We start from the raw sequence: 20,854 nt of genomic DNA, 5'->3' as shown, positions 1-20,854 counted from the left end.
GCCCTGCCCCAGGACCGCCCGGTCGAGCTCAACCTCTCCGGACTGCACCACCTCGACCACGCCTGCCGTACGGCCCTGGAGAGCTGGGCCGAGCGACACAGTGCCGCGGGCACGGAACCGGTGCGGGTCACGGCGCCCTGACCGGCGTATGGCCCTTGCTGACGCATGACCCCTGGTCCGGGGCCGTCCATGGCCCCGGACCAGATTCCGGGCATATCGTTGCAGGAGCATAGGGAACGGACCTCTTGGCGAGGAGGTCGTCATGGTCGAAGAAGTGCTGGGCATCGTCGCGGGAGTGGCTGCCGCGGGCGTCGTGTACGTCGCGGCCGCGGCGCGGGTCGTGAAGCAGTACGAGCGCGGGGTGGTCCTGCGGCTCGGACGGCTGGCGGGAAACGTACGACCTCCCGGATTCACGCTGATCGTTCCGATCGTGGACCGGCTGCACAAGATCAACATGCAGATCGTCACGATGCCGGTACCGGGCCAGGAGGGCATCACCCGCGACAACGTGACCGTGCGCGTGGACGCGGTCGTCTACTTCAAGGTGGTCGAGCCCGCGAGCGCCCTCATCAAGGTCGAGGACTACAAGTACGCGGTCTCGCAGATGGCGCAGACGTCACTGCGCTCGATCATCGGCAAGAGCGATCTGGACGATCTGCTCTCCAACCGCGAGAAGCTCAACCAGGGCCTGGAACTGATGATCGACAGCCCGGCCATCGGCTGGGGCGTGCAGGTGGACCGCGTCGAGATCAAGGACGTGTCACTGCCGGAGTCGATGAAGCGCTCCATGGCCCGGCAGGCCGAGGCGGACCGCGAGCGGCGGGCCCGGATCATCAACGCCGACGCCGAGCTCCAGGCCTCCAGGAAGCTGGCCGAGGCCGCCCGTCAGATGGCCGACACCCCCTCCGCGCTCCAGCTGCGCCTCCTCCAGACGGTGATGGCGGTGGCCGCGGAGAAGAACTCCACGCTGGTCCTGCCCATCCCGGTGGAGCTGCTGCGCTTCCTGGAGAGGGGCGCCGAGCAGCCCGAGGAGCGCGACACGAAGCGGGCCCCTCAGCACCCTCAGCCGGACGCGGGTCACGCCCTGGAAACCCCTCCGGACGAGGGCGCCCCGCGGGCCGTCGAGCCCCCGGTCGAGCGTGAGGTCGAGCGGACGATCGAGGACATCATCGAGGACGCCTCAGAGAAGTGACACGTGCTACGCGCGTGGTTCCCGAGGCTCGCAGCAGGTGGTAGACACGGCGGGGTCAAAGTTCCTGTCCGCCAGCAGGAAGGCTGCCCCATGTCCGAGAACACCTCAGCCGGTCGTACGACACGCCGTCAGCTCCTCGCCCGCACAGGGGCGTTGGGCGTCTCGATCGCGTTCGCCGGAAACCTCACCGAACTCTTCGCCGGCACCGCCGCCGCGCAGAACCTGGGCCACTCCGGCTACGGCCCGCTGGTCCCCGACCCCGAGGGCCTGCTCGATCTGCCAAAAGGTTTCCGCTATCGGGTCCTCTCCCGCGAGGGCGACCAACTGCGCTCCGGTGAGGGCCCCGTCCCCTCCAACCACGACGGCATGACCGCCCTGCCCGGCCGGCACGGCCGCGTCCACCTGGTCCGCAACCACGAGAACCGCGCCGACGCCAGGGTTCCCGTCCCGACGGTCGAGGGCCTCACCTACGACCCGGCCGGCAAGGGCGGCTGTACGGCCCTGACGCTCGACCGGCACGACAACGTCCTGTCCGAGCGCGTCGCCATCGCCGGTACCGCGGTCAACTGCGCGGGCGGGCCCACCCCTTGGGGCACCTGGCTGACCTGCGAGGAGACCGAGGACAAGGCCGGCACCAACGGCTACACCAAGGACCACGGCTTCATCTTCGAGGTCGACCCGGCGAACCCGTACCGCTCCGGCGCGGTCCCGCTGACCGCGATGGGCCGCTTCCAGCACGAGGCGATCGCGGTGGACCCGCACAGCGGCGTCGTCTACGAGACCGAGGACGCCTTCCTCAAGCCCTTCGGCCTCTTCTACCGCTTCCTGCCCCACCAGCCGAACGGCGGCCTGGGCACCCTGCGCGCGGGCGGCCGCCTCCAGGCGATGCGCGTGCCGGGCGTACCCGACCTCTCGACGATCCAGGAGCCGGGCACGACGTTCGAAAAGATCGAGTGGGTGGACGTACCGGACCCGCTGGCCGCCCGGACCCCCATCCGCCTCCAGGACTTCGGCCCGAAGGGCATCACCCACGCGCAGAAGCTGGAGGGCTGCTACTGGGGCGGCCGCAGCGTCTACTTCGTCTCCTCCTTCGCCCACAGCGCGGCGGGCTCGGCGGCGGACCACTACGGCCAGATCTGGCGCTACGACCCTGCCGCTCGCCGTCTCACCCTGGTGATCGTCTTCGGTCCCGACACCGACCTGCAACTGCCCGGCGAGTCCCCCGACAACATCTGCCTCGCCCCCGGCGGCGGCCTCATGGTCTGCGAGGACGGCGACGGAGCCCAGCACGTCTTCGGCGTGACACGGCACGGCGAGGTGTACGCGATGGCGCGCAACGCCCAGAACCTGGGGAGCCCCGAAAAGCCGGAGTGGGGCGAGTTCGCCGGAGTCACCTTCTCGCCCGACTGCGGGACGATGTACGTCAACTGCTACACACCGGGCACGACGTTCGCGGTGACGGGCCCCTGGCGCGGACAGCCGACTCGGGGCGTCCTCTAACCTGTGCGGCATGAACGCACCGGGGGATCTCGTCGACGGCCGTTTCGAGCTGGTGGAGCGGCTCGGCAGCGGAGGAATGGGCACCGTGTGGCGCGCTCGCGACACGGTGCTCGACCGCGAGGTCGCCCTCAAGGCGGTGCGGTCCGACGCGGACCCGGTCGGCGTGGTGCGCGAGCGGGTGATGCGGGAGGCGCGGGCGCTGGCCCGGCTGAGCCATCCGCATGTGGTGACGGTCCATCAGATCGTGGCCGCCGAACCGCATCCATGGATCGTGATGGAGCTGGTGCCGGGCATCTCGCTGCAACGACGGCTGGACGACGGCCCGTTGACGCCGGTCGAGGCGGCCCGGCTCGGCCGGCAGGTGCTCGCCGCGCTGCGGGCCGCGCACGCGGCGGGCATCCAGCACCGGGACGTCAAGCCCGCCAACATCCTGCTGCGCCAGGGCGGCGACGCCGTCCTCACCGACTTCGGCATCGCCGCCCTCCAGGGCACGACGGGCCTCACGGCCACGGGCGAGTTCGTCGGGTCGCCCGAGTACATGGCCCCGGAGCGGATCCGGGGCCACGACGACGGCCCGGCCGCCGACCTGTGGTCGCTGGGCGTGGTCCTGTACGTCTGCGTCGAGGGCGTCAGCCCCCTGCGCCGCCCGACGACCCTCGCCACCCTGGCCGCCGTACTCGACGACCCGCTCCCCCCGCCGACCCGCTCGGGCCCGCTGACGCCGGTGCTCCAAGCCCTGCTGGTCCGGGACCCGGCGGCCCGCCCGGACGCCGCCCGGCTGGACGCGATGCTGGCGCAGGTGGAGTCGGGGGCGACCCCGCACTGGGCCGCCCAGCCGACGGCGACCACAGCGGCACCGCACCCGACGCCCACGCCCACCCGGCTGGAGACGCGCCCCGCGGTCCCCCGGGCGGGCGGCCCCCGACGCCGCACACCCCTCGTACTGGCCACGACGGCGGCCCTGGTGCTCGCCACGGCGACGGCACTGTTCTTCGCCCTGAACCCCGGCGACACCAACGGCGACGCGAACGGCGACACGAACGGCAGCGCCAAGGCCCGCGCCACGACGCCCGGCCCCACCCCGAAGAAGCAGAAGCCGACCCCGGGCGGCCGCTGGATCGCCCAGCTCCACTCCGAACCCGTCGCCGCGGGCACCGCCAACCGGGACAGCCGGCTCGCCACCATCCGCCGGTCCATGCCGGGCGCCAAGGTCCTGCGCAGCGACGACTACGCGTCCCTGCGTGGCGGCTACTGGGTCTTCTACGCCCCCGGCCCCTTCGCCGACGGCCGCTCCGCCCTGAGGTTCTGCGCCAAGCACGGCCGAACGACGGCGAACGCCTGCATGGGCCGCTATCTGAGCACGAACCCGGCCGAGTTCGACCTCCAGTGCCGCCCGCCGGCCACCGCGCCGACGGGCTCCTGCACCCGTAGAGGCTGAGCGGAGAGCGCCTGCGACAAGGCGCCGTCCCGCCGGGCGGGTGACTGGGATCCGGCGCACCCGTCGGCGTACCGGAATGAGCATGTGATCCTCATATCTTCATGCGGTGATCACTCATGTACGCCGCGTCACCGCCGTCTGCGCCCTGGGCGCGGCGCTCAGCGCGCTCGCCGCGTGTTCGGCGCCCGAGGAGGCGACCCGCGCTCCGCTCCCGGCGCCCAGCGCCACCGCCGCGTCGCCCTCGGCCCGGCCTGCGACGCTCGCGCCCGGCCCCGCGGGCACGACCCCCGTCTTCGAGCACGGGCCCCGGACCGGGGAGAAGACCGTCGCGCTCACCTTCGACGCCGACATGACCGCCGATCAGGGGCCGCGGGCGGCACGGGGTGAGCGGTTCGACAACCCGGGGCTGATCGCGGCGCTGCGGGAGTTGAAGGTGCCGGCGACCGTGTTCATGACGGGGCGGTGGGCCGAGGAGTATCCGCAGCAGGCCCGGTCGATCGGGCGGGACCGGCTCTTCGAGATCGCCAACCACTCCTACAGCCACTACGCCTTCACCGGCGACTGCTACGGGCTGCCGACCATCGGCGAGGAGCGGATGCGGGCTGACGTGGAGCGGGCGTACGCCGTGTTCCGGAAGGTGGGGGTACGCGATCCGATGCCCTACTTCCGGTTTCCGGGCGGATGCTACGACCGGCCGGCGCTGCGGGCGCTGACCCCGTTGGGCGTCACGGGCGTGCAGTGGGACGTGGTCAGCGGGGACGCCTTCGCCACGGACGCCGGCGAGGTCGCCCGGGAGGTGCTGGGCAGGGTGCGGCCCGGGTCCGTGGTGGTGCTGCACTGCACGCGCAGTGCCGCTCCGACGACCGAGCGGGTGGTCCGCGGCGTGGTGCCGAAGCTGCGCGCTGCGGGCTTCCGGCTGGTGAAGGTGTCCGAGCTGATCGGGGCCGCGAGCAAGCAGCGGTGAGCGTCAGGGTGATCTGCGGGACGTGAGCACACAGGCCACGGCGGTCGCCATCGCGGTGAGCAGGGCCGCCGCCGCCAGCGGCAGTACGGGCAGGGGGACCGTGCCCGAGCGGGAGCCGGTGACCAGGCCGGTGACCGCCGCCTGCGCCGGGGAGCCGGTCGCCACCACGGCCAGCAGCGCCGCGAGCAGCATCGTCGGGACCGCGCGGCCGGTCGAGCGCAGCACCGGCCAGGTCGTGAGGGCGCCGACAGCCGTGCCCAGCAGGGCGCAGGCCAGTGCGGCGAGCAGCCCGGCCGAGCCCGCCGCAAGCCGGGGTACCCGCGTCTGGTGGTCCGCGCTCGCCGGGTCGCTGATCAGCGTCACGAGAAGGGTCGCGATCGTGCCCAGGGCCGCCGAGGTGGCCAGCGCCACCAGCAGAGCGGCGAGGTGCGCCCGCCCGGGGCCGACCGCGGCGGAGACACAACTGCGGGCCGCGGGCGGCTCGTTGGTGACGCAGATCCGCACCAGCCAGGCGGCGACGGGCAGCAGGGCAGCGGCAGCGTAGCCGAGCGAGTCGAGGATCGGCTGGCCGCTCTGCACGCCGATCGCGAGGAACGCCGTGTACAGGATGAACGGCGGCAGCCAGCGCTGCGAGCGGGCGAGCAGGGCGGCCTGGTATCTCAGCAGGGCGGTCATCGGCGGCTCTCGTGTTCGGGGTTCGGCTCCTGGCTCACGCTCACCACGTGCCAGGGCGGCCGGGCGGTCAGCAGGGCCCGCAGCAGGATGTCCGAGTGGGAGACGGGCACGGTGAGGCGGTGGATGCCCGGCGTGGGTTCCTCCGCCGCGACGGCCGTACGGGCCGCGTCGGCGGGCAGTTGTCCACCCCGCGCCCCCTGGGCGACGACGATCACACGCGGGCCGGTGGGCTCCTCGGGCGGTTGTCCGGTACGGAGGTCGAGGCCGGCGTTCCGCACGGTGTACGTCGCGTCGGGCGTCCCCGCGAGGCGGCGCGGGTCGTGGTCCACGAAGACCACGGCGGTGCCGTCGGCGGTGCGTTCGGCGACGGTCCGCTCCAGTTCCGCGCGGGCGTCCGCGTCGAGGCCGGTCCACGCCTCGTCCAGCACGAGCAGCTCCGGTTCGGCGAGCAGGGCCTGGACGACGGCGACCTTCTGACTGCTGCCCTTCGACAGCTGGGCCATCGGGGTACGGGCGTAGGTGGCGGCGCCGAAGCGGTCGAGCCACTCCAGGGCGGCGCGCGCTGCCGCCGGCCGGGACAGACCGTGCACCGCGCCGAGGTGGGTCAGGTAGCCGAGGGCGGTGAAGGGCAGGGCGGTGGGGAAGCGTTCGGGGACGTACGCGGTGCGGGGCGCTCCGCTGATGCGGCCCTCCGTCGGCGCGTCTATGCGGGCCAGGAGGCGCAGGAGGGTGGATTTGCCGGTGCCGTTGGGGCCTTCTATGCGGATGAGGGTGCCGGGGGGCACGGTGAGGTGGATGCCGCGTAAGACCCATGGGCCGCGTAGGCCGTAGCGGCGGCCCACGTTGTCCAGACGAAGATCGCGTTGCATGGGGGAATCTTCTCGTACGGCGGCTGCGGCTGAGTCGGAGCTGATCGCGCCCACGGGACGGAGCCGCGGAATCGGCACAGCTCCGCGCCCTTTAGGGTGTTGTCGTGAGTCATGATGCGACGCCCAGCGGCGACAGTCCCTTCCGGTCCGAGCCCAGTGCTCGCGATCAGGCTCCGCAGTTCGTGCTGCCCTTGGTCGTCCGTCTTGAGCGAACCGCTCCCCCGGCCCGTACCGACGCCCTCGAAACCTCCGCCCGTGCCGTGCTGGTGATGCTCAGCGACGAGCGCTCTCTCGGCGACGGCGAGTGGGCTCAGGCCGTGCGCGACTGGCAGGACGCGCGGATCCGCAAGGTCGTGCGGCGGGCCCGTGGGGCCGAGTGGCGGCGGGCCGAGGGGCTGCCCGGGATCACGGTCACCGGGAAGTCGGCCGAGGTGCGGGTCTTCCCGCCCGTGCCGCTGGACGGCTGGCCCAAGGAACTGGCGAAGCTCCAGGTGTCCGGTACCGACCTCGACGACCCGGAACCGCCCGTGGACGCCGATCCGTCGGCGCCGGTGCTCTGGCTGAACCCCGAACTCGACATGTCGGCCGGCAAGACCATGGCCCAGACCGGACACGCGGCGCAGCTCGCCTGGTGGGAGCTGTCGGACGAGGAGCGGGCGGCCTGGCGCGACGCGGGGTTTCCGCTGGCCGTGCGGACCGCGGAGCCGGGGCGCTGGGGCGAGTTGACGAACGCCGGGCTGCCGTTGGTGCGGGACGCCGGGTTCACGGAGATCGCGCCCGGCTCGTGCACGGTCGTCGCCGACCATCCGGCACTGCGGCGGACACCCGGCGTTTGAACATCCCGGCCGTCCCGCCCGTACGAGCCTGTGGCGGGACGCGGGTCCCAACCTCAAATGTTGCTCTGAAGGTGTCCCCCGAGGGGTTCGGGCGGCGCCCGCGGGGCCATACCCCCGTCACGTCCGACACGTCCGAGGAGACATCCGAGGAGACGGGGACAGCGGGTACGGAAGAGGCCGAGGAGGGGACGATGGAGCGACTGGGCACGGGGATCGGGTGGCGTCCGGAGATCGCGGACGCAGTGGAGCGCATGCCGGGCATCGACTGGGTCGAGACCGTCGCCGAGAACGTCTGCCCCGGACACCTTCCTGAGTCTCTGGTACGGCTGCGTGAGCGCGGCGTCACCGTGATCCCGCACGGCGTCTCGCTGGGCCTGGGCGGCGCGGAGCGGCCCGACGCCGGGCGGCTGGCCGCGCTCGCCGAGCGGGTGGAGGCGCTGGGGTCGCCGCTGGTCACCGAGCACATCGCGTTCGTCCGGGCGGGCGGGCCGCTGACGGCGTCCCCGCTGCTTGAGGCGGGGCACCTCCTGCCGGTTCCGCGCACCCGGGACTCCCTCGACGTGCTGTGCGAGAACGTCCGTATCGCCCAGGACGCGCTGCCGGTACCGCTCGCCGTGGAGAACATCGCCGCGCTCATCTCCTGGCCGGGCGAGGAGATGACCGAAGGGCAGTTCCTGTACGAACTCGCCGACCGGACGGGCGTACGGCTGCTCATCGACGTGGCCAACCTGCACACCAACCACGTCAACCGGGGCGAGGACCCGGCCAAGGCGCTCGCCGAGCTGCCGCTGGAGGCCATCGCGTACGTCCATGTCGCCGGCGGCTTCGAACGCGACGGCGTCTGGCACGACAGCCACGCCCACCCCGTCCCCCGGCCGGTCCTCGACATCCTGACGGACCTCGCCTCCAGGGTGTCCCCGCCGGGCGTCCTGCTGGAACGGGACGAGAACTTCCCCGAACCGGCGGAGCTGGAGCAGGAGTTGGAGGCGATCCGGGGCGCGCTGGAGAAGGGCGCCGCCCCTCGGGGCGCCGTAGAGCGAGGTGCCGCCGAGCGGGATGCCTCCGGGGAGGACGTCGCCGCCGTAGGTGCCTCGCAGGCAGCGGTGTCGGGGAAGGGTACGGATCGGGTCGGGGAGCTTGTCGAGCCCGCCCGTCAGCGGCTCGCCCTCGCGCAGGCCGCCCTGCTCTCCGCGCTCGTCGCCGGTACGCCCGTGCCGGAGGGGTTCGACCGGGTGCGGCTCGGTGTGCAGGCGCGGGCGCTCGCCGGGAAGCGGGCGGACGTCGTCGCGAAGGTCGCGCCCGAACTGCCGGTGATCCTCGGGGACGGGTACCGGCGGGCCTTCCTCGCGTACGCCCACGGGCACCCGATGACCGGCGGCTACCGGCGCGACGCGCTGGACTTCGCCGGGTATCTGCTGACCGAGGACCGCTGTGAGGACCCGCGGGTGCGGGCGGAGTTGCGGGAGTGGTGGCTGGAGCGGTCGGGGCCGAGGCCGCGGTCCCGGCGGCCCGGGGTGCGGCTGGCGCACGCCACGCGCCGGGTGCTGCTGCGACGGTGAGCGACACCGGCTACGCCAACTCCGGATGCCGCGCTGGACGCCGTCGCCCACCGCGAGTGTGCCGGGGTTAACACCCCGGCCCGCGACGCGGTCCTCGCGTCCTTTTCACCCGCGTTTGCCGCCGAAAGCCACTCGGCATCGCTCCCCATTCGCCCGTAACCACCCCGGTTGCAACCATTCGCTCCTGTACGGCGGTTGGCGTAGACGCCGAAGTAATATGCCAACCCCATCCCCGAAGCGCACTAACGTGCGGTGCCGCAACAGGAGGCACCATGCGACCCCGACCCCCGATCAACGGCCGAGGCATCTTCAGCGGCACCGGACTCATCATCGCGGGCCTGACGGCGACGCTGCTGGCGATGATCTTCCCGATCTGGTCGTACGCCGACCGGTCCGGGACCGGTCTGGACGTACTCAACGCCGAGACCGTCTCGACCGGATACGGGCCGCTGTCCGCCCTCGACCGTGACTTCATCACCAAGGTCCGGCTGGCGGGCCTGTGGGAGCTGCCCGCCGGGGGCCAGGCCCGGCAGAAGGGGACCACTCCGGCCGTACGGACCGCCGGGGAGCACCTCATCGAGGGGCACACGTTCCTGGACCGGAGGGTGCGCGACGTCGCCGCCAAACTCAGCCTGACCCTGCCCAACGAGCCCACCGAACAGCAGAAGGAGTGGCTGGCGACCCTGGACGGGGCCCAAGGCGTCGAGTACGACCGGCAGTTCGCCAACATCCTGCGGCTGGCGCACGGCAAGGTGTTCTCCGTCGTCGCCCAGGTCCGGGCCGGCACCCGCAACTCCCTCGTCCGCAAGCTCGCCGACGACGCCAACACCACCGTGCTGGACCACATCACGGTCCTGGAGGCCACCGGTTACGTCGACTACGACGCGCTGGTCCAGGACATGGTCGCCGACAGCACGCCACCGCTCACCCCTCCCCCCGCCCCGCCGGGTCCGACCACCGACCCCGCTCCGGCCGCCCCCGTGACCCCGCCGCCGTCGCCGACCTACCCCCTGCCGCCGGCCGCCGCGAGCCCGCGCCAGGAGGACGTCGAGGGCTCCTGACGTCCGGACTTTCCGATCCGGAACGTCACATCCCGGCAACTCTCGGTCCGGATTGTGAACAAGGCATGGCGTTTCGCAGGGCCTTTGGCATAGAAACGCGGCATGTTCTGGGTCCTTCTCCTCCTGCTGGCCTGGGCCGTCGCCGGCACGGCGTGCACGCGGCTGTGCCTGGCCGCCGTACACACCGCGGCCATGGACACGAACGAGGCGACCGCGGTCCCGGACCACGATCTGACGCTGTACGAGGCCGCGTTCCTGTCCGGCGGTCCCCGGCGGGTCGCCGATCTGACCCTCGTCTCCATGGCGCGGCAGCGGCGGCTGCTGCTCGCGCACACCGGCTGGGCGACGGTCGTCGATCCACGCGGGCGGGACGAGATGGAGCGCTCGGTGATAGGGGCCATCGGGCCGGAGGGCCAGTCCCGGATCGAGCCGGTGCGTGCCGCCGCGGCCGCCGCCGACGCCGTGGGCAGCCTCGCCGACCGGCTGGTCAGCGCGGGCCTCGCCGTGCCCGCCGGGGCGCGGAACGGAACGGGTGCCGCGATCCGTCAGGTGCGGCTCGCGGCGGCGGTCGTGGTGGTGCTCGGCGCGATCGCCCTGCTGGCGCCCACCCCGTCGGAGATGCCCGCGCATCTGGTCGCACTGTGGTTCGCGCTCCCCCTCGTACTCACCCTGAGCTGCCTCGCCATCGCCCGCATCGAGATCCACCCGTACGCGCAGTGGGCCTCCCCGGCTGGCCAGCGGCTGTTGAGCGGCCTGGTCCGGCATGCCGGGGGCGGGGACGACCGTACGTATCTCACCTGTGTCGCCGTTCGGGGCGTCCGCGCGATCGGCGAGCCGGACCTGCGCGCCGCCTTCGCGCACCGGGAGCAGCACCAAGGGCAGCCCCGCGAGCAGCACCACGGTGACGCATAGGGGGCATTGCGGCGACACCGGCAGGGTGGTGCTTGCCTTCATCAACAGACGAACGAAATATCCCTTTTGTTGCTGGTGTGCATCGAAGGGATACGCGATGAGAGCTGCCGCCCTCTACACGGCCGCCGGGGCCATGCTCCTGTCCACCCTCTCCCTGGCCCCGGCCGGCACTGCCGGTGCCGCCCCGGGCGCGGACGAACGGCACGGCACGACGGTGGCCGTCGCGCGTGCCAGGGCGGCCGGCATCGACTTCGGTCGCTGCCCCAAGGACCAGGGACTGCCCGGCCATGTCCAGTGCGGCACGGTGTCCGTGCCGCTCGACTACGCCCGCCCCGACGGCAAGCAGATCCGGCTGGTGGTCAGCCGGGCACGGGCCACCCACACGGACCCGCACAACAGCAAGCGCCGGGTGCCCGGACAGGGCGCCCTGGTCTACAACCCGGGCGGACCGGGCGCCTCCGGGCTGCACTTCCCGCTGATCGGTGTCATCCCCGCGTGGAAGCGGCTGGCGGCGGCGTACGACCTGGTCGGCTACGCCCCGCGCGGGGTGGCGCCGTCCGCACCGCTGTCCTGCCAGGACCCCAAGCAGTACTTCAAGGGCCCCTCCCTGGCGCCGTTGTACCCCTCGGAGGCGTACAAGAAGGAGCGCATCGCCCACGCGAAGGCGTACGCCCGCGGCTGCGCCGAGCGCACCGGGAGCGCGCTGCGGCACTACAACTCCCTGAACAACGCCCGTGACCTGGACGTCCTGCGGGCCGCGCTGGGCCAGTCGAAGCTGACGTTCATGGGCGCGTCGTACGGCACCTACTTCGGCGCGCTGTACGCGCACCTCTTCCCCCAGCATGTGCGGCGGATGGTGTTCGACTCCGCGGTGAACCCGGACCCCAAGCAGATCTGGTACCACAACAACCTCGCCCAGTCGGCCGCGTTCGAGGAGCGCTGGACGGACTTCCGGGAGTGGACCGCCGAGCACGACGATGTGTACGGGCTCGGTATCACCGCCGACCAGGTGCTGCGCAACTACGAGAAGGCGCGGGCGCGACTGGCCGCGAAGCCGGCCGGCGGGAAGATCGGGCCGGGGCAGTTGCAGGAGGCGTTCCTCCAGACCGGCTACTACGACGACTCCTGGCCCTCGCGGGCGCAGGCGCTGTCGGCGTATCTGAAGGGCGACGCGAAGCCACTGGTCGAGCTGGCCGCGCCGGTGACGGAGGCGGCGGCCGAGGAGGAGAACACCAACGCGGTCTACACGGCCGTGGAGTGCAACGACGCGCCCTGGCCGACGGACTGGACGGTGTGGGACCGGGACAACACGCGGCTCGCGCGGGTGGCGCCGTTCGAGACCTGGGACAACGCGTGGATGAACCTGCCGTGCGCCTACTGGCAGGTGCCCCGGCAGAAGCCGCTCGATGTCCGGACCGGGCCGGGCGAGCTGCCGCCGACCCTGATCCTGGCCGCCGAGCGGGATGCCGCGACGCCCTACGAGGGGGCGCTGGAGATGCACCGGCGCCTCGCGGGCTCGGTCCTGGTGACCGAGCGGGACGCCGGGACGCACGGCATCGCGTACGGCCCGAACGCCTGCGTCAACGGCCACGTCGACGCGTATCTGCTGGAAGGGCGCCTGCCGGAACGACGGGCCTCGTGCGAGGCTCATCCCGAGCCCAAGCCGCAGCGGGCGGGTGAGCGCCAGGCGAAGAAGCCCACCGCTCAGCGGAAGGACCAGCTCGCACCCCCGGCCCGTCCGTAGCCGGCCGCGCCCACACGGCGGACCAGCGGGTCGGCAAAGCCCCGCGCCCCATCGAGGGGCGCGGGGCTTCGCCGTACCTCGACCTAGGCGAGCCCGGCGACCAGCTCGGCCACGGACTTGCGGCGGCCGGTGTAGAACGGCACCTCCTCGCGGACGTGCATCCGGGCCTCCGAAGCACGCAGGTGACGCATGAGGTCGACGATGCGGTAGAGCTCGTCGGCCTCGAAGGCGAGGATCCACTCGTAGTCGCCCAGCGAGAACGAGGCGACCGTGTTGGCGCGGACGTCCGGGTAGCCGCGGGCCATCTTGCCGTGGTCGGCGAGCATGCGGCGGCGGTCCTCGTCGGGCAGCAGGTACCAGTCGTAGGAGCGCACGAAGGGATAGACGCTGACGTAGTCGCGCGGCGTCTCGTCGGCGAGGAACGCGGGGATGTGCGAGCGGTTGAACTCGGCGGGGCGGTGCAGCGCCATGTTCGACCAGACCGGCTCCAGGGCGCGGCCCAGCTTGGTGCGACGGAAGAGGTTGTACGCCTCCTGCAGCTGGTCGCTGGTCTCGGCGTGCCACCAGATCATGACGTCGGCGTCGGCGCGCAGACCGGACACGTCATAGGTGCCGCGGATCGTCACGTCCTTGGCGGCGAGCTGGTCGAACAGCTCCTGGACCTCGTCGGCATAGCCCGCGCGGTCCTCGGGGAGCACGTCCTTCAGCTTGAAGACGGACCAGAGGGTGTAGCGGATGACCTCATTGAGGTCCTTGGCCAGCTTGCCCTTGTTCGGGATCCTGCCGGGCTCGGTGGTGGAGGCGTCGTCACTCATGTCCCTTATTCTCCCGCTCCGCCGTGCAGACTCTGCACCGGGTTGGCGGTGAGCTCCTCCACACCGCGCAGATCACCGTCCAGCTGGTCGACGGCGGCGTACGCGCTCGCGATGCACGCCGGGATGCCCACACCGTCATACTGCGCGCCGCACACCGCGAGGCCCGGCACCTTGGCGACGTGCTCGCGAACGCGGGCCACGCGCGCGTGGTGGCCGACCGGGTACTGGGGCAGGCCGTCGGTCCAGCGGGTGACGCGGGTCTCCAGGGGGGTGGCGTCGAGGCCGGTGGCCTCCTTGAGGTCCCGCCGGGAGGCCTCGACCAGGTGGTCGTCGTCCCGCCCCAGGATCTCCGTCTCGCCGTACCGCCCGACGGAGGTGCGCAGGACGAGCGTGTCCGGGTCCTCGTCGGCGATCCAGCCCCACTTCTGGGAGGCGAACGTCGACGCCTTGATGGTGCGCCCGTCGACCGGCGGCACGAGGAAGCCGCTGCCCGCCGGGAGGTCGGTGTCGGCGCGGCGGTAGGCGAGGGTGATCAGGGCCATGGAGGCGTACTCGATGCCGTCCAGCTCGGCCGCGGCCTCGGGGGTCTCGGCGCGCAGCAGGGCGGCGGCGGCCGGGGCGGGTACGGCGACGACGACCGCGTCGGCGCGCAGCACCCGGTCACCGGCGACCACGCGCCAGCCGCCGGACGTCTCGCGGCGCAGCTCCGTCACCGGCGCCCCGGTCACGATCTCGCCGCCCCGCGCGCGCACCGACTCCGCGACGGCGAGCGGGAGCCCGCCCACGCCGCCCTCGATGCCCATGAACACCGGCCCGGTCTGCTGGTTGGCCGCGGCCTTGGCCTGGATCTCGCGGACCGCCTCGGTGAGGGAGTCGTGGGTCTTCGCCGCCTGGTAGACCTGCGGGACGGCCGAGCGCATCGAGATGCGGTACGCGTCGCCCGCGTAGACACCGCCCAGCAGGGGCTCGACCAGGCGGTCGACGACCTCGCGGCCGAGGCGTGCCGCCACGTACTCGCCGACCGCCACGTCGTCGCCGACCTCGGTGCGGGGCAGGTCGGCGTCGCGCTCGATGCGGGCCAGGCCCTCGTCGGACAGGACGCCGGACAGGGCGGCGGCGGTGCCGGGTACGCCCATGACGTGGCCCTTGGGCATGGGGCGCAGGGCACCGCGGGTCCAGATCGACGCGGTCGCGGTGGCGGGCGGCTGGAGGCGCTCGCCGAGGCCCACCTCGCGGGCGAGGGCGACCGCCTCGGGGCGGCGGGCCAGCATCGACTCGGCGCCGAGGTCCACGCGCACGCCCGCGATCTCGCCGGGCAGCAGCTTGCCGCCGACCCGGTCCGAGGCCTCCAGGACGGTCACCTGCCGGCCGGCGTCCAGCAGGCGATGGGCCGCGGCGAGCCCCGCGATACCGCCCCCGATGACGACGACCTGGCCCGTTTCCGTACGAGTCTCCACTTCGCGCATGTCCACAGCCTCTCAGACCCCACTGACAACCGTCCGCGCCCCGGTGTCCTTCACGAGTCCCGACCGTGACCGCATCGGGACCGTTTCCCGCCAACGTTCCGCGGGACCCCGGCGTCGAAGAAGCGTCAGTCGTCACGACGACCCTCGGGGGGTACGCCCACATGCGCGCACAACGATCCGCACGATCCGTACGACCGGTCCGGGCCCTGGCCGGCATGCTGCTGGCCGCGGCCCTCGCGCTCACCGGCTGCGGCGGCGCCGACGACTCGGCGGCGGACAGCAGCGCCGCCGGGGGCGGGGCCGCCCTGGCGGACTCCAAGGCGGGCACCCAGGAGGGCGCCCCCGGCAGCGACTCCGCCAGCGACTCCGGCGCCAGGGCGACCGCGCCACCCAAGGCCACGGCGAGCCACATCATCCGCACCGCCTCGCTGACCGTGCAGGTCAAGGACGTACCGAAGGCCCTCGACGAGGCCCGCACCACCACCGAGAACGTGGGCGGCTATGTCGGGAACGAGACCACGACCCGCGACGAGGAGGGCCACGAGCACACCCGTGTCGTCCTGCGCGTGCCCGTCGACCGGTACGCCGAAGTTCTCACGGAGCTGGAGGGCGCGGGCAAGCTGATCGAGCGCAGCGCCAAGGCGCAGGACGTCACCGACCAGGTCGTGGACGTGGAGAGCCGGATCAGGACGCAGCGGGCCAGCGTGGCCCGCATCCGCGAACTGATGGACCAGGCGACCAGGCTCAGCGATGTGGTGACCCTGGAGGGCGAGTTGAGCAGCCGGCAGGCGGACCTGGAGGCACTGCTGGCCCAGCAGGCGTCCCTGAAGGACCGCACCAGCCTGGCCACCATCACCCTCGCCCTGTCGGAGACGCCGGCGAAGAAGAAGGCCGCCGAGGATGACGATCCCGGCTTTGTGGACGCGCTCGCGGGTGGCTGGAACGCGTTCGTGACGATGCTGCGCTGGCTCGCCGTGGCGTTCGGCGCCGTGCTGCCCTTCGCCGCGGTGGCGGCGCTCATCCTGCTGCTGTGGCTGAAGGTCCTGCGCCCCCGGCTGCCGCGCCGCCCGGCGACCCCGCCCGCGATCGGCGCACCGGGTCCGCTGCCGACGGCCCGCCCCGCACCGCGTCCCACGCGCGCGGGGGACGACGCGGGGGACGAGCAGGGCGGCGAGCAGGACTGACAGGACTGAAATGCCCTGCCCCCGTAGCGTGTTCACATGAACATGAGTGCTGCGAGCGGTGTGTCGGGTGAGCGAGAGCGGCTGGTCGTGATCGGCGGCGACGCCGCGGGGATGTCCGCGGCGTCGCAGGCACGGCGTCTGAAGGGCGCCGAGGAGCTGGAGATCGTGGCGTTCGAACGCGGCCACTTCACCTCCTTCTCGGCGTGCGGCATCCCGTACTGGGTGGGCGGCGACGTCCCCGACCGCGACCAGCTGATCGCCCGGACGGCCGAGGAGCACCGCGCGCGGGACATCGATCTGCGCATGCGGACGGAGGTCACGGAGATCGACGTGGCCGGCGGCCGGGTACGCGCGCGTGACGTCGATTCCGGAGCCGAGTCCTGGACGTCGTACGACAAGCTCGTGATCGCGACCGGTGCCCGTCCGATCCGACCCGACATGCCGGGCGTCGACGCCTCCGGTGTCCACGGCGTGCAGACCCTCGACGACGGCCAGGCCCTCATCGACACGCTCGAACGCACGCGTGGCCGCCGGGCGGTGGTCGTAGGCGCCGGCTACATCGGCGTCGAGATGGCCGAGGCCCTCATCAACCGCGGCTACGAGGTGACCGTCGTCAACCGCGGCAGCGAGCCCATGTCGACCCTCGACCCCGACATGGGGCGCCTGGTGCACAAGGCCATGGAGGGCCTGGGCATCACCATGGTCGACGACGCCGAGGTCACCAAGATCCTCACGGGCGAGGACGGCCGGGTCCGCGCGGTGGCCACTCAGGACGCGGAGTACCCGGCGGACGTGGTGATCCTGGGCATCGGAGTCCGCCCGGAGACCACGCTCGCGCGAGCCGCCGGCCTCCCTCTCGGCGACCACGGCGGCCTGCTGACCGACCTCGCCATGCGCGTGCGCGGCCACGAGAACATCTGGGCCGGCGGCGACTGCGTCGAGGTCCTCGACCTCGTCTCCGGCCAGGAACGCCACGTCCCGCTCGGCACCCACGCCAACAAGCACGGCCAGGTCATCGGCACGAACGCCGCCGGCGGCTACGCCACGTTCCCCGGCGTCGTCGGGACGGCCGTCAGCAAGGTCTGCGACCTGGAGATCGCCCGCACCGGTCTGCGCGAGAAGGACGCGCGCAGGGCGGGCCTGAAGTACGTGACGGCGACGATCGAGTCGACAAGCCGCGCGGGCTACTACCCCAACGCCTCCCTCATGACGGTCAAGATGCTCGCGGAACGCCGCACGGGCCGCCTGTTGGGCGTGCAGATCGTGGGCAGGGAGGGCGCGGGAAAGAGGGTGGACATCGCGGCGGTGGCACTGACGGCGGGGATGACGGTGGAACAGATGGTGTCCCTGGACCTGGGATACGCCCCACCGTTCTCGCCGGTGTGGGACCCGGTACTGGTGGCGGCCCGCAAGGCGGCAAAGGCGGTGGGGCAGCCGACCTGAAAGGGGCGCGACCAGCCACGACGATCCACCGCGCCCCTACGTCGCCTACGCGCTGCCGTTGATCCTCTCGATCGCCTGCCGGGCCTGCTCAGCGGGCGGCCGAGAAGGCAACGAGGACACGGACGCGCTCACACTCGGCGGCATGGCGGCGGCCGGCTGCTCCCCCGCCGGCTTCGCATGCGCCGCAGCCGGCCGAGCCGACCGCAACCGATGACTGACGGCCTCGTCCAGCGTCACCGGCCGCTGCATCTGCGAAGCCAGCCGCCCCGCCTCCTGGCCCAGCCGGGCCACGTCCTCCCACGGCAGCCGCACCACCAAGGCGATCTCGGCCTCACCGTCGGCCAACGCGTGAATCGGGGGAGTAACTCGGTCGTTCATCGCCTGTTCCTCACGTAGACCCCGCGACCGCCTTCCCCGTGCCGCGAGCGGTTGCCGAGTCATACGCACGCGGCGAGGGCCGCGTTCACCGATTCGCCGCACGGATCCGGGGCACATACTTGTCGTGGTCATCCCCGTCCATGACGTGAACCCCGTGCGCCGCACCCCCTGGGTGACATACGCGCTGATCGCGGCGAACGTGCTCGTCTTCCTGTACACGCCCGGCATAGCCGGCTCCGTGGCCGGTGAGAGCAGCCTGTCCCAGCTGTGCCATCTGCACGCCTTCCTGGACCACTACGCGGCGGTGCCAAGGGAGTTGATCCACGATCAGCTGCCCGGAGTGGTCCCCACGGGCGATGTCGCCGTGGGCCCGAACGGCCCCGGCTGTGTGATCGGCCCGCCGGGCTACGACAAGTCCCCGGCGCTGTCGGTCCTCACCGCGATGTTCCTGCACGGCGGCTGGCTGCACCTGCTGGGCAACATGCTCTTCCTGCTGATCTTCGGCAACAACATCGAGGACCGCATGGGACATGTGCGGTACTTGCTCTTCTACGTCGTCTGCGGCTACGCGGCGTCGTACGGCTTCGCGTTCCTCAACGACGACTCGGCCGAGCCGCTGATCGGGGCGTCCGGGGCCATCGCGGGCGTGCTGGGCGCCTATCTCGTGCTGTATCCGAAGGCCAGGGTCTGGGTCCTGGTGCCGTTCCTGATCTTCCTGCCGCTGCGGCTGCCGGCCTGGCTGGTGCTCGGATTCTGGTTCGTGCTCCAGGCGGTGTACTCGTCCGGCGAGGGCGTCTCCGAGGCGGGCACGGTGGCGTACGCGGCGCACATCGTGGGCTTCCTCGCGGGCATGCTGCTCGCCTGGCCGCTCAAGCCGGGGACACCGCCGCCACCGGAGCCGCGGGGTCTGCTGTTCGGCAGGCGGGCGCGGCCCCGGGAGACGTGGTGAGCGGCCTTATCGAGCCGTCCGCGTGTGGACGTACTCGACGAGCCGGGTCAGCGCGTCCGGGTCGGTGGACGGCATGACGCCGTGGCCGAGGTTGAAGACATGGCCCTCCAGGCCGGCCGCCGCGTCGAGCACCTCGCGGGTCTTGGTCTCGACCGCGTCGGTGGTGGCGAACAGGACGGTCGGGTCGAGGTTGCCCTGGAGCGCCTTGCCGGGGCCGACGCGGCGGGCGGCCTCGTCGAGCGGGACGCGCCAGTCGACGCCGACGACGTCCGCGCCCGCCTCGCCCATGAGCTGCAGCAGTTCGCCGGTGCCGACGCCGAAGTGGATGCGCGGGATTCCGTACCCGGCGACGGCGTCGAAGACCTTCGCCGAGGCGGGCATCACCGAGCGGCGGTAGTCGGCGGGGGCGAGGGCGCCGGCCCAGGAGTCGAAGAGCTGGACCGCGGAGGCGCCGGCCTCGATCTGCACCTTCAGGAAGGCGGCGGTGATGTCGGCGAGACGGTCGAGCAGGTCGGCCCAGAGCTCCGGGTCGCCGTACATCATCGCCTTGGCGTTCTCGTACGTGCGCGACGGACCGCCCTCGACGAGGTAACTCGCGAGGGTGAAAGGCGCTCCGGCGAAACCGATGAGCGGGGTCGAGCCGAGCTCACGGGTGAGCAGGCCGATCGCCTCGGTGACGTAGGAGATGTCCTCGGGGGTGAGGTCGCGCAGCTGGGCCAGGTCGGCTCGGGTGCGGATCGGCCGCTCGACGACCGGGCCGACGCCGGGCTTGATGTCGAGGTCGATGCCGATGGCCTTGAGCGGGACGACGATGTCGCTGAAGTAGATCGCCGCGTCCACGTTGTGCCTGCGCACGGGCTGGAGGGTGATCTCGGTGACCAACTCGGGCCGCATGCAGGACTCGAGCATTCCGATGCCCTCGCGCACCTTGCGGTACTCCGGCAGTGAGCGCCCGGCCTGCCGCATGAACCACACCGGAGTGTGCGGCACGGGCTCGCGCCTGCACGCCTTGAGGAAGGCTGAATTCTTGACTGCGTCGGGCGTGGCCGGCGGCGGCGTCTGGTTGGCACTCACGGGGGCAAGTCTCGCACGGCCGCACAGGGCCCCGTGCCGGGGCCGCCGTGTTGTCCGGGTGTCTCTCCCTGCACGAAGCCCCCGTTCCCCTTAATCTTCCCGGCATGGCTGCGGCTCAGGGAAGACTGTCGGACGGCACTGGCGGAATGGATGACGCGAAGGAGGCCGGGGAGGGGGACCGGCATGCGCACAGTACGGCTCCAGCGGCTTTCCGGGCCGCTGTCGAGGCGCTGCGCGCCGCCCGTCTGCGGCCGCAGATCGAGGTCGAGCAGACCAAGGCGCCCCAGCGGCTGGCTCCGTACGCGTACGCGCTGGAGGCGACGGTCGTCGACGGGGAACAGGATCTGGCCGACGGCCGCCTGGTGCTGCTGCACGACCCGGCGGGCCACGACGCCTGGCGGGGCACCTTCCGGCTGGTGACCCTGGTCCGCGCGGAGCTGGAGCCGGAGATGGCCGCCGATCCGCTGCTGCCCGAGGTGTGCTGGTCCTGGCTGACCGGCGCGTTCCAGGCGCGCGGGCTGTCGTACGGCGAGGTGAGCGGCACCGTCACGCGCGCGAGCTCCCACTACTTCGGCGGCCTGTCCGAGCGCCCGGCGGCCTCGCAGATCGAGATCCGCGCCTCCTGGACCCCGCGTGAGGGGCTGGGCGACGTCCCGGACACCGCGGCCCATCTGGCGTCCTGGTGCGATCTGCTGGCCCAGATCGGGGGGCTGCCCCCGGCGGGCCCGGGGGACGCGTCGGTGGTGACACTGCCGCAGCGCCGGGACCCGCAGTCCCGTTGATCACCACTGACCC

The 20,854-nt window shown here is 72.4% G+C and carries 19 protein-coding genes; 13 read left to right on the top strand and 6 right to left on the bottom strand.

The features are described from left to right. The first annotated feature begins 262 nt into the window (after nt 1–262). The 4 genes from ACZ7NC_RS01720 to ACZ7NC_RS01705 all read left to right on the top strand — a co-directional run bounded on the left by ACZ7NC_RS01720 (nt 263) and on the right by ACZ7NC_RS01705 (nt 5,094). Nucleotides 263–1,192, top strand: a complete 930-nt coding sequence (locus tag ACZ7NC_RS01720) for a slipin family protein (RefSeq protein WP_471483961.1) — start codon at nt 263–265, stop codon at nt 1,190–1,192. Nucleotides 1,193–1,282: 90 nt separating this feature from the next. Next, nucleotides 1,283–2,692 (top strand): alkaline phosphatase PhoX, encoded by a 1,410-nt coding sequence (locus tag ACZ7NC_RS01715; protein ID WP_471483959.1) that lies wholly within the window; start codon nt 1,283–1,285, stop codon nt 2,690–2,692. Nucleotides 2,693–2,702: 10 nt separating this feature from the next. Then, nucleotides 2,703–4,130 carry a serine/threonine-protein kinase gene (locus ACZ7NC_RS01710; protein ID WP_471483957.1) on the top strand — a complete coding sequence of 476 codons (1,428 nt, stop codon included), beginning with the start codon at nt 2,703–2,705 and terminating at the stop codon, nt 4,128–4,130. 106 nt (nt 4,131–4,236) lie between these two features. Continuing rightward, nucleotides 4,237–5,094, top strand: coding sequence for a polysaccharide deacetylase family protein (locus ACZ7NC_RS01705; protein ID WP_471483956.1), 858 nt, complete (start codon nt 4,237–4,239; stop codon nt 5,092–5,094). 3 nt (nt 5,095–5,097) lie between these two features. Here the strand turns inward: ACZ7NC_RS01705 and ACZ7NC_RS01700 are convergent, their stop codons facing one another. Next, a complete protein-coding gene (locus ACZ7NC_RS01700; RefSeq protein WP_471483954.1) occupies nt 5,098–5,769 on the bottom strand; it encodes an ABC transporter in 672 nt (223 codons plus the stop codon). Then, complete coding sequence (locus tag ACZ7NC_RS01695; RefSeq protein ID WP_471483952.1) at nt 5,766–6,638, bottom strand: ABC transporter ATP-binding protein; 873 nt, start codon at nt 6,636–6,638, stop codon at nt 5,766–5,768. Before ACZ7NC_RS01695 ends, ACZ7NC_RS01700 begins: the two co-directional genes overlap by 4 nt. 104 nt (nt 6,639–6,742) lie before the next feature. On the opposite strand from ACZ7NC_RS01695, the gene ACZ7NC_RS01690 reads away from it, so the two are divergent. The 5 genes from ACZ7NC_RS01690 to ACZ7NC_RS01670 all read left to right on the top strand — a co-directional run bounded on the left by ACZ7NC_RS01690 (nt 6,743) and on the right by ACZ7NC_RS01670 (nt 12,750). Further along, nucleotides 6,743–7,474, top strand: a complete 732-nt coding sequence (locus tag ACZ7NC_RS01690; protein WP_471483950.1) for an aminoacyl-tRNA hydrolase — start codon at nt 6,743–6,745, stop codon at nt 7,472–7,474. A 191-nt stretch (nt 7,475–7,665) separates the two neighbouring features. Beyond that, a complete protein-coding gene (locus ACZ7NC_RS01685) occupies nt 7,666–9,033 on the top strand; it encodes an MbnB/TglH/ChrH family RiPP precursor modification enzyme (protein WP_471483948.1) in 1,368 nt (455 codons plus the stop codon). 272 nt (nt 9,034–9,305) lie between these two features. Then, on the top strand, nt 9,306–10,094 hold the full coding sequence (locus tag ACZ7NC_RS01680; protein WP_471483946.1) for a DUF4142 domain-containing protein: 789 nt from the start codon (nt 9,306–9,308) through the stop codon (nt 10,092–10,094). A gap of 102 nt (nt 10,095–10,196) precedes the next feature. After that, nucleotides 10,197–11,006 (top strand): TIGR04222 domain-containing membrane protein, encoded by an 810-nt coding sequence (locus ACZ7NC_RS01675; protein WP_471483944.1) that lies wholly within the window; start codon nt 10,197–10,199, stop codon nt 11,004–11,006. 97 nt (nt 11,007–11,103) lie between these two features. Further along, a complete protein-coding gene (locus tag ACZ7NC_RS01670; RefSeq protein ID WP_471483942.1) occupies nt 11,104–12,750 on the top strand; it encodes an alpha/beta hydrolase in 1,647 nt (548 codons plus the stop codon). An 83-nt stretch (nt 12,751–12,833) separates the two neighbouring features. Here ACZ7NC_RS01670 and hemQ read toward each other — a convergent pair whose 3' ends face one another. Both hemQ and hemG read right to left on the bottom strand, forming a co-directional pair. Then, on the bottom strand, nt 12,834–13,565 hold the full coding sequence (hemQ, locus tag ACZ7NC_RS01665) for a hydrogen peroxide-dependent heme synthase (RefSeq protein WP_471483940.1): 732 nt from the start codon (nt 13,563–13,565) through the stop codon (nt 12,834–12,836). Between the two features lie 5 nt (nt 13,566–13,570). Next, entirely contained in the window at nt 13,571–15,031 is a 1,461-nt protein-coding gene (gene hemG / locus ACZ7NC_RS01660; protein WP_471483938.1) for a protoporphyrinogen oxidase, read from the bottom strand. A 161-nt stretch (nt 15,032–15,192) separates the two neighbouring features. Here hemG and ACZ7NC_RS01655 point away from each other — a divergent pair, with 161 nt between their 5' ends. Together ACZ7NC_RS01655 and ACZ7NC_RS01650 are read left to right on the top strand one after the other, a co-directional pair. Further along, the gene (locus tag ACZ7NC_RS01655) at nt 15,193–16,215 is read left to right on the top strand and encodes a DUF4349 domain-containing protein (RefSeq protein WP_471483937.1); all 1,023 of its coding nucleotides are present in this window, start codon (nt 15,193–15,195) and stop codon (nt 16,213–16,215) included. 36 nt (nt 16,216–16,251) lie between these two features. After that, nucleotides 16,252–17,658: an FAD-dependent oxidoreductase gene (locus ACZ7NC_RS01650; RefSeq protein ID WP_471483936.1), complete on the top strand. Its 1,407-nt coding sequence runs from the start codon at nt 16,252–16,254 to the stop codon at nt 17,656–17,658. 45 nt (nt 17,659–17,703) lie between these two features. On the opposite strand, the gene ACZ7NC_RS01645 is transcribed toward ACZ7NC_RS01650, so the two are convergent. Beyond that, nucleotides 17,704–18,036 (bottom strand): hypothetical protein, encoded by a 333-nt coding sequence (locus ACZ7NC_RS01645; RefSeq protein WP_471483935.1) that lies wholly within the window; start codon nt 18,034–18,036, stop codon nt 17,704–17,706. Nucleotides 18,037–18,160: 124 nt separating this feature from the next. On the opposite strand from ACZ7NC_RS01645, the gene ACZ7NC_RS01640 reads away from it, so the two are divergent. Continuing rightward, on the top strand, nt 18,161–18,985 hold the full coding sequence (locus tag ACZ7NC_RS01640; protein ID WP_471483933.1) for a rhomboid family intramembrane serine protease: 825 nt from the start codon (nt 18,161–18,163) through the stop codon (nt 18,983–18,985). 6 nt (nt 18,986–18,991) lie between these two features. Here ACZ7NC_RS01640 and hemE read toward each other — a convergent pair whose 3' ends face one another. Continuing rightward, a complete protein-coding gene (hemE, locus tag ACZ7NC_RS01635; RefSeq protein WP_471483932.1) occupies nt 18,992–20,059 on the bottom strand; it encodes a uroporphyrinogen decarboxylase in 1,068 nt (355 codons plus the stop codon). 104 nt (nt 20,060–20,163) lie between these two features. Here hemE and ACZ7NC_RS01630 point away from each other — a divergent pair, with 104 nt between their 5' ends. After that, nucleotides 20,164–20,841, top strand: a complete 678-nt coding sequence (locus ACZ7NC_RS01630) for a DUF3000 domain-containing protein (RefSeq protein WP_471483930.1) — start codon at nt 20,164–20,166, stop codon at nt 20,839–20,841. The last annotated feature ends 13 nt before the right edge of the window (nt 20,842–20,854 follow it).

Source organism: Streptomyces sp. NPDC111802 (genome assembly GCF_055634335.1).
Note: the sequence above shows the minus strand (reverse complement) of the source record. Positions and strands in the feature narration are given on the sequence as shown.

What these genes read in the sequence shown, in the direction of transcription:
- ACZ7NC_RS01720 (WP_471483961.1), top strand. Translation starts at nt 263, where the DNA reads ATGGTCGAAGAAGTGCTGGGCATCGTCGCGGGAGTGGCTGCCGCGGGC.
- ACZ7NC_RS01715 (WP_471483959.1), top strand. Translation starts at nt 1,283, where the DNA reads ATGTCCGAGAACACCTCAGCCGGTCGTACGACACGCCGTCAGCTCCTC.
- ACZ7NC_RS01710 (WP_471483957.1), top strand. Translation starts at nt 2,703, where the DNA reads ATGAACGCACCGGGGGATCTCGTCGACGGCCGTTTCGAGCTGGTGGAG.
- ACZ7NC_RS01700 (WP_471483954.1), bottom strand. Translation starts at nt 5,769, where the DNA reads ATGACCGCCCTGCTGAGATACCAGGCCGCCCTGCTCGCCCGCTCGCAG.
- ACZ7NC_RS01695 (WP_471483952.1), bottom strand. Translation starts at nt 6,638, where the DNA reads ATGCAACGCGATCTTCGTCTGGACAACGTGGGCCGCCGCTACGGCCTA.
- ACZ7NC_RS01685 (WP_471483948.1), top strand. Translation starts at nt 7,666, where the DNA reads ATGGAGCGACTGGGCACGGGGATCGGGTGGCGTCCGGAGATCGCGGAC.
- ACZ7NC_RS01680 (WP_471483946.1), top strand. Translation starts at nt 9,306, where the DNA reads ATGCGACCCCGACCCCCGATCAACGGCCGAGGCATCTTCAGCGGCACC.
- ACZ7NC_RS01675 (WP_471483944.1), top strand. Translation starts at nt 10,197, where the DNA reads ATGTTCTGGGTCCTTCTCCTCCTGCTGGCCTGGGCCGTCGCCGGCACG.
- ACZ7NC_RS01670 (WP_471483942.1), top strand. Translation starts at nt 11,104, where the DNA reads ATGAGAGCTGCCGCCCTCTACACGGCCGCCGGGGCCATGCTCCTGTCC.
- hemQ (WP_471483940.1), bottom strand. Translation starts at nt 13,565, where the DNA reads ATGAGTGACGACGCCTCCACCACCGAGCCCGGCAGGATCCCGAACAAG.
- hemG (WP_471483938.1), bottom strand. Translation starts at nt 15,031, where the DNA reads ATGCGCGAAGTGGAGACTCGTACGGAAACGGGCCAGGTCGTCGTCATC.
- ACZ7NC_RS01655 (WP_471483937.1), top strand. Translation starts at nt 15,193, where the DNA reads ATGCGCGCACAACGATCCGCACGATCCGTACGACCGGTCCGGGCCCTG.
- ACZ7NC_RS01650 (WP_471483936.1), top strand. Translation starts at nt 16,252, where the DNA reads ATGAACATGAGTGCTGCGAGCGGTGTGTCGGGTGAGCGAGAGCGGCTG.
- ACZ7NC_RS01645 (WP_471483935.1), bottom strand. Translation starts at nt 18,036, where the DNA reads ATGAACGACCGAGTTACTCCCCCGATTCACGCGTTGGCCGACGGTGAG.
- ACZ7NC_RS01630 (WP_471483930.1), top strand. Translation starts at nt 20,164, where the DNA reads ATGGCTGCGGCTCAGGGAAGACTGTCGGACGGCACTGGCGGAATGGAT.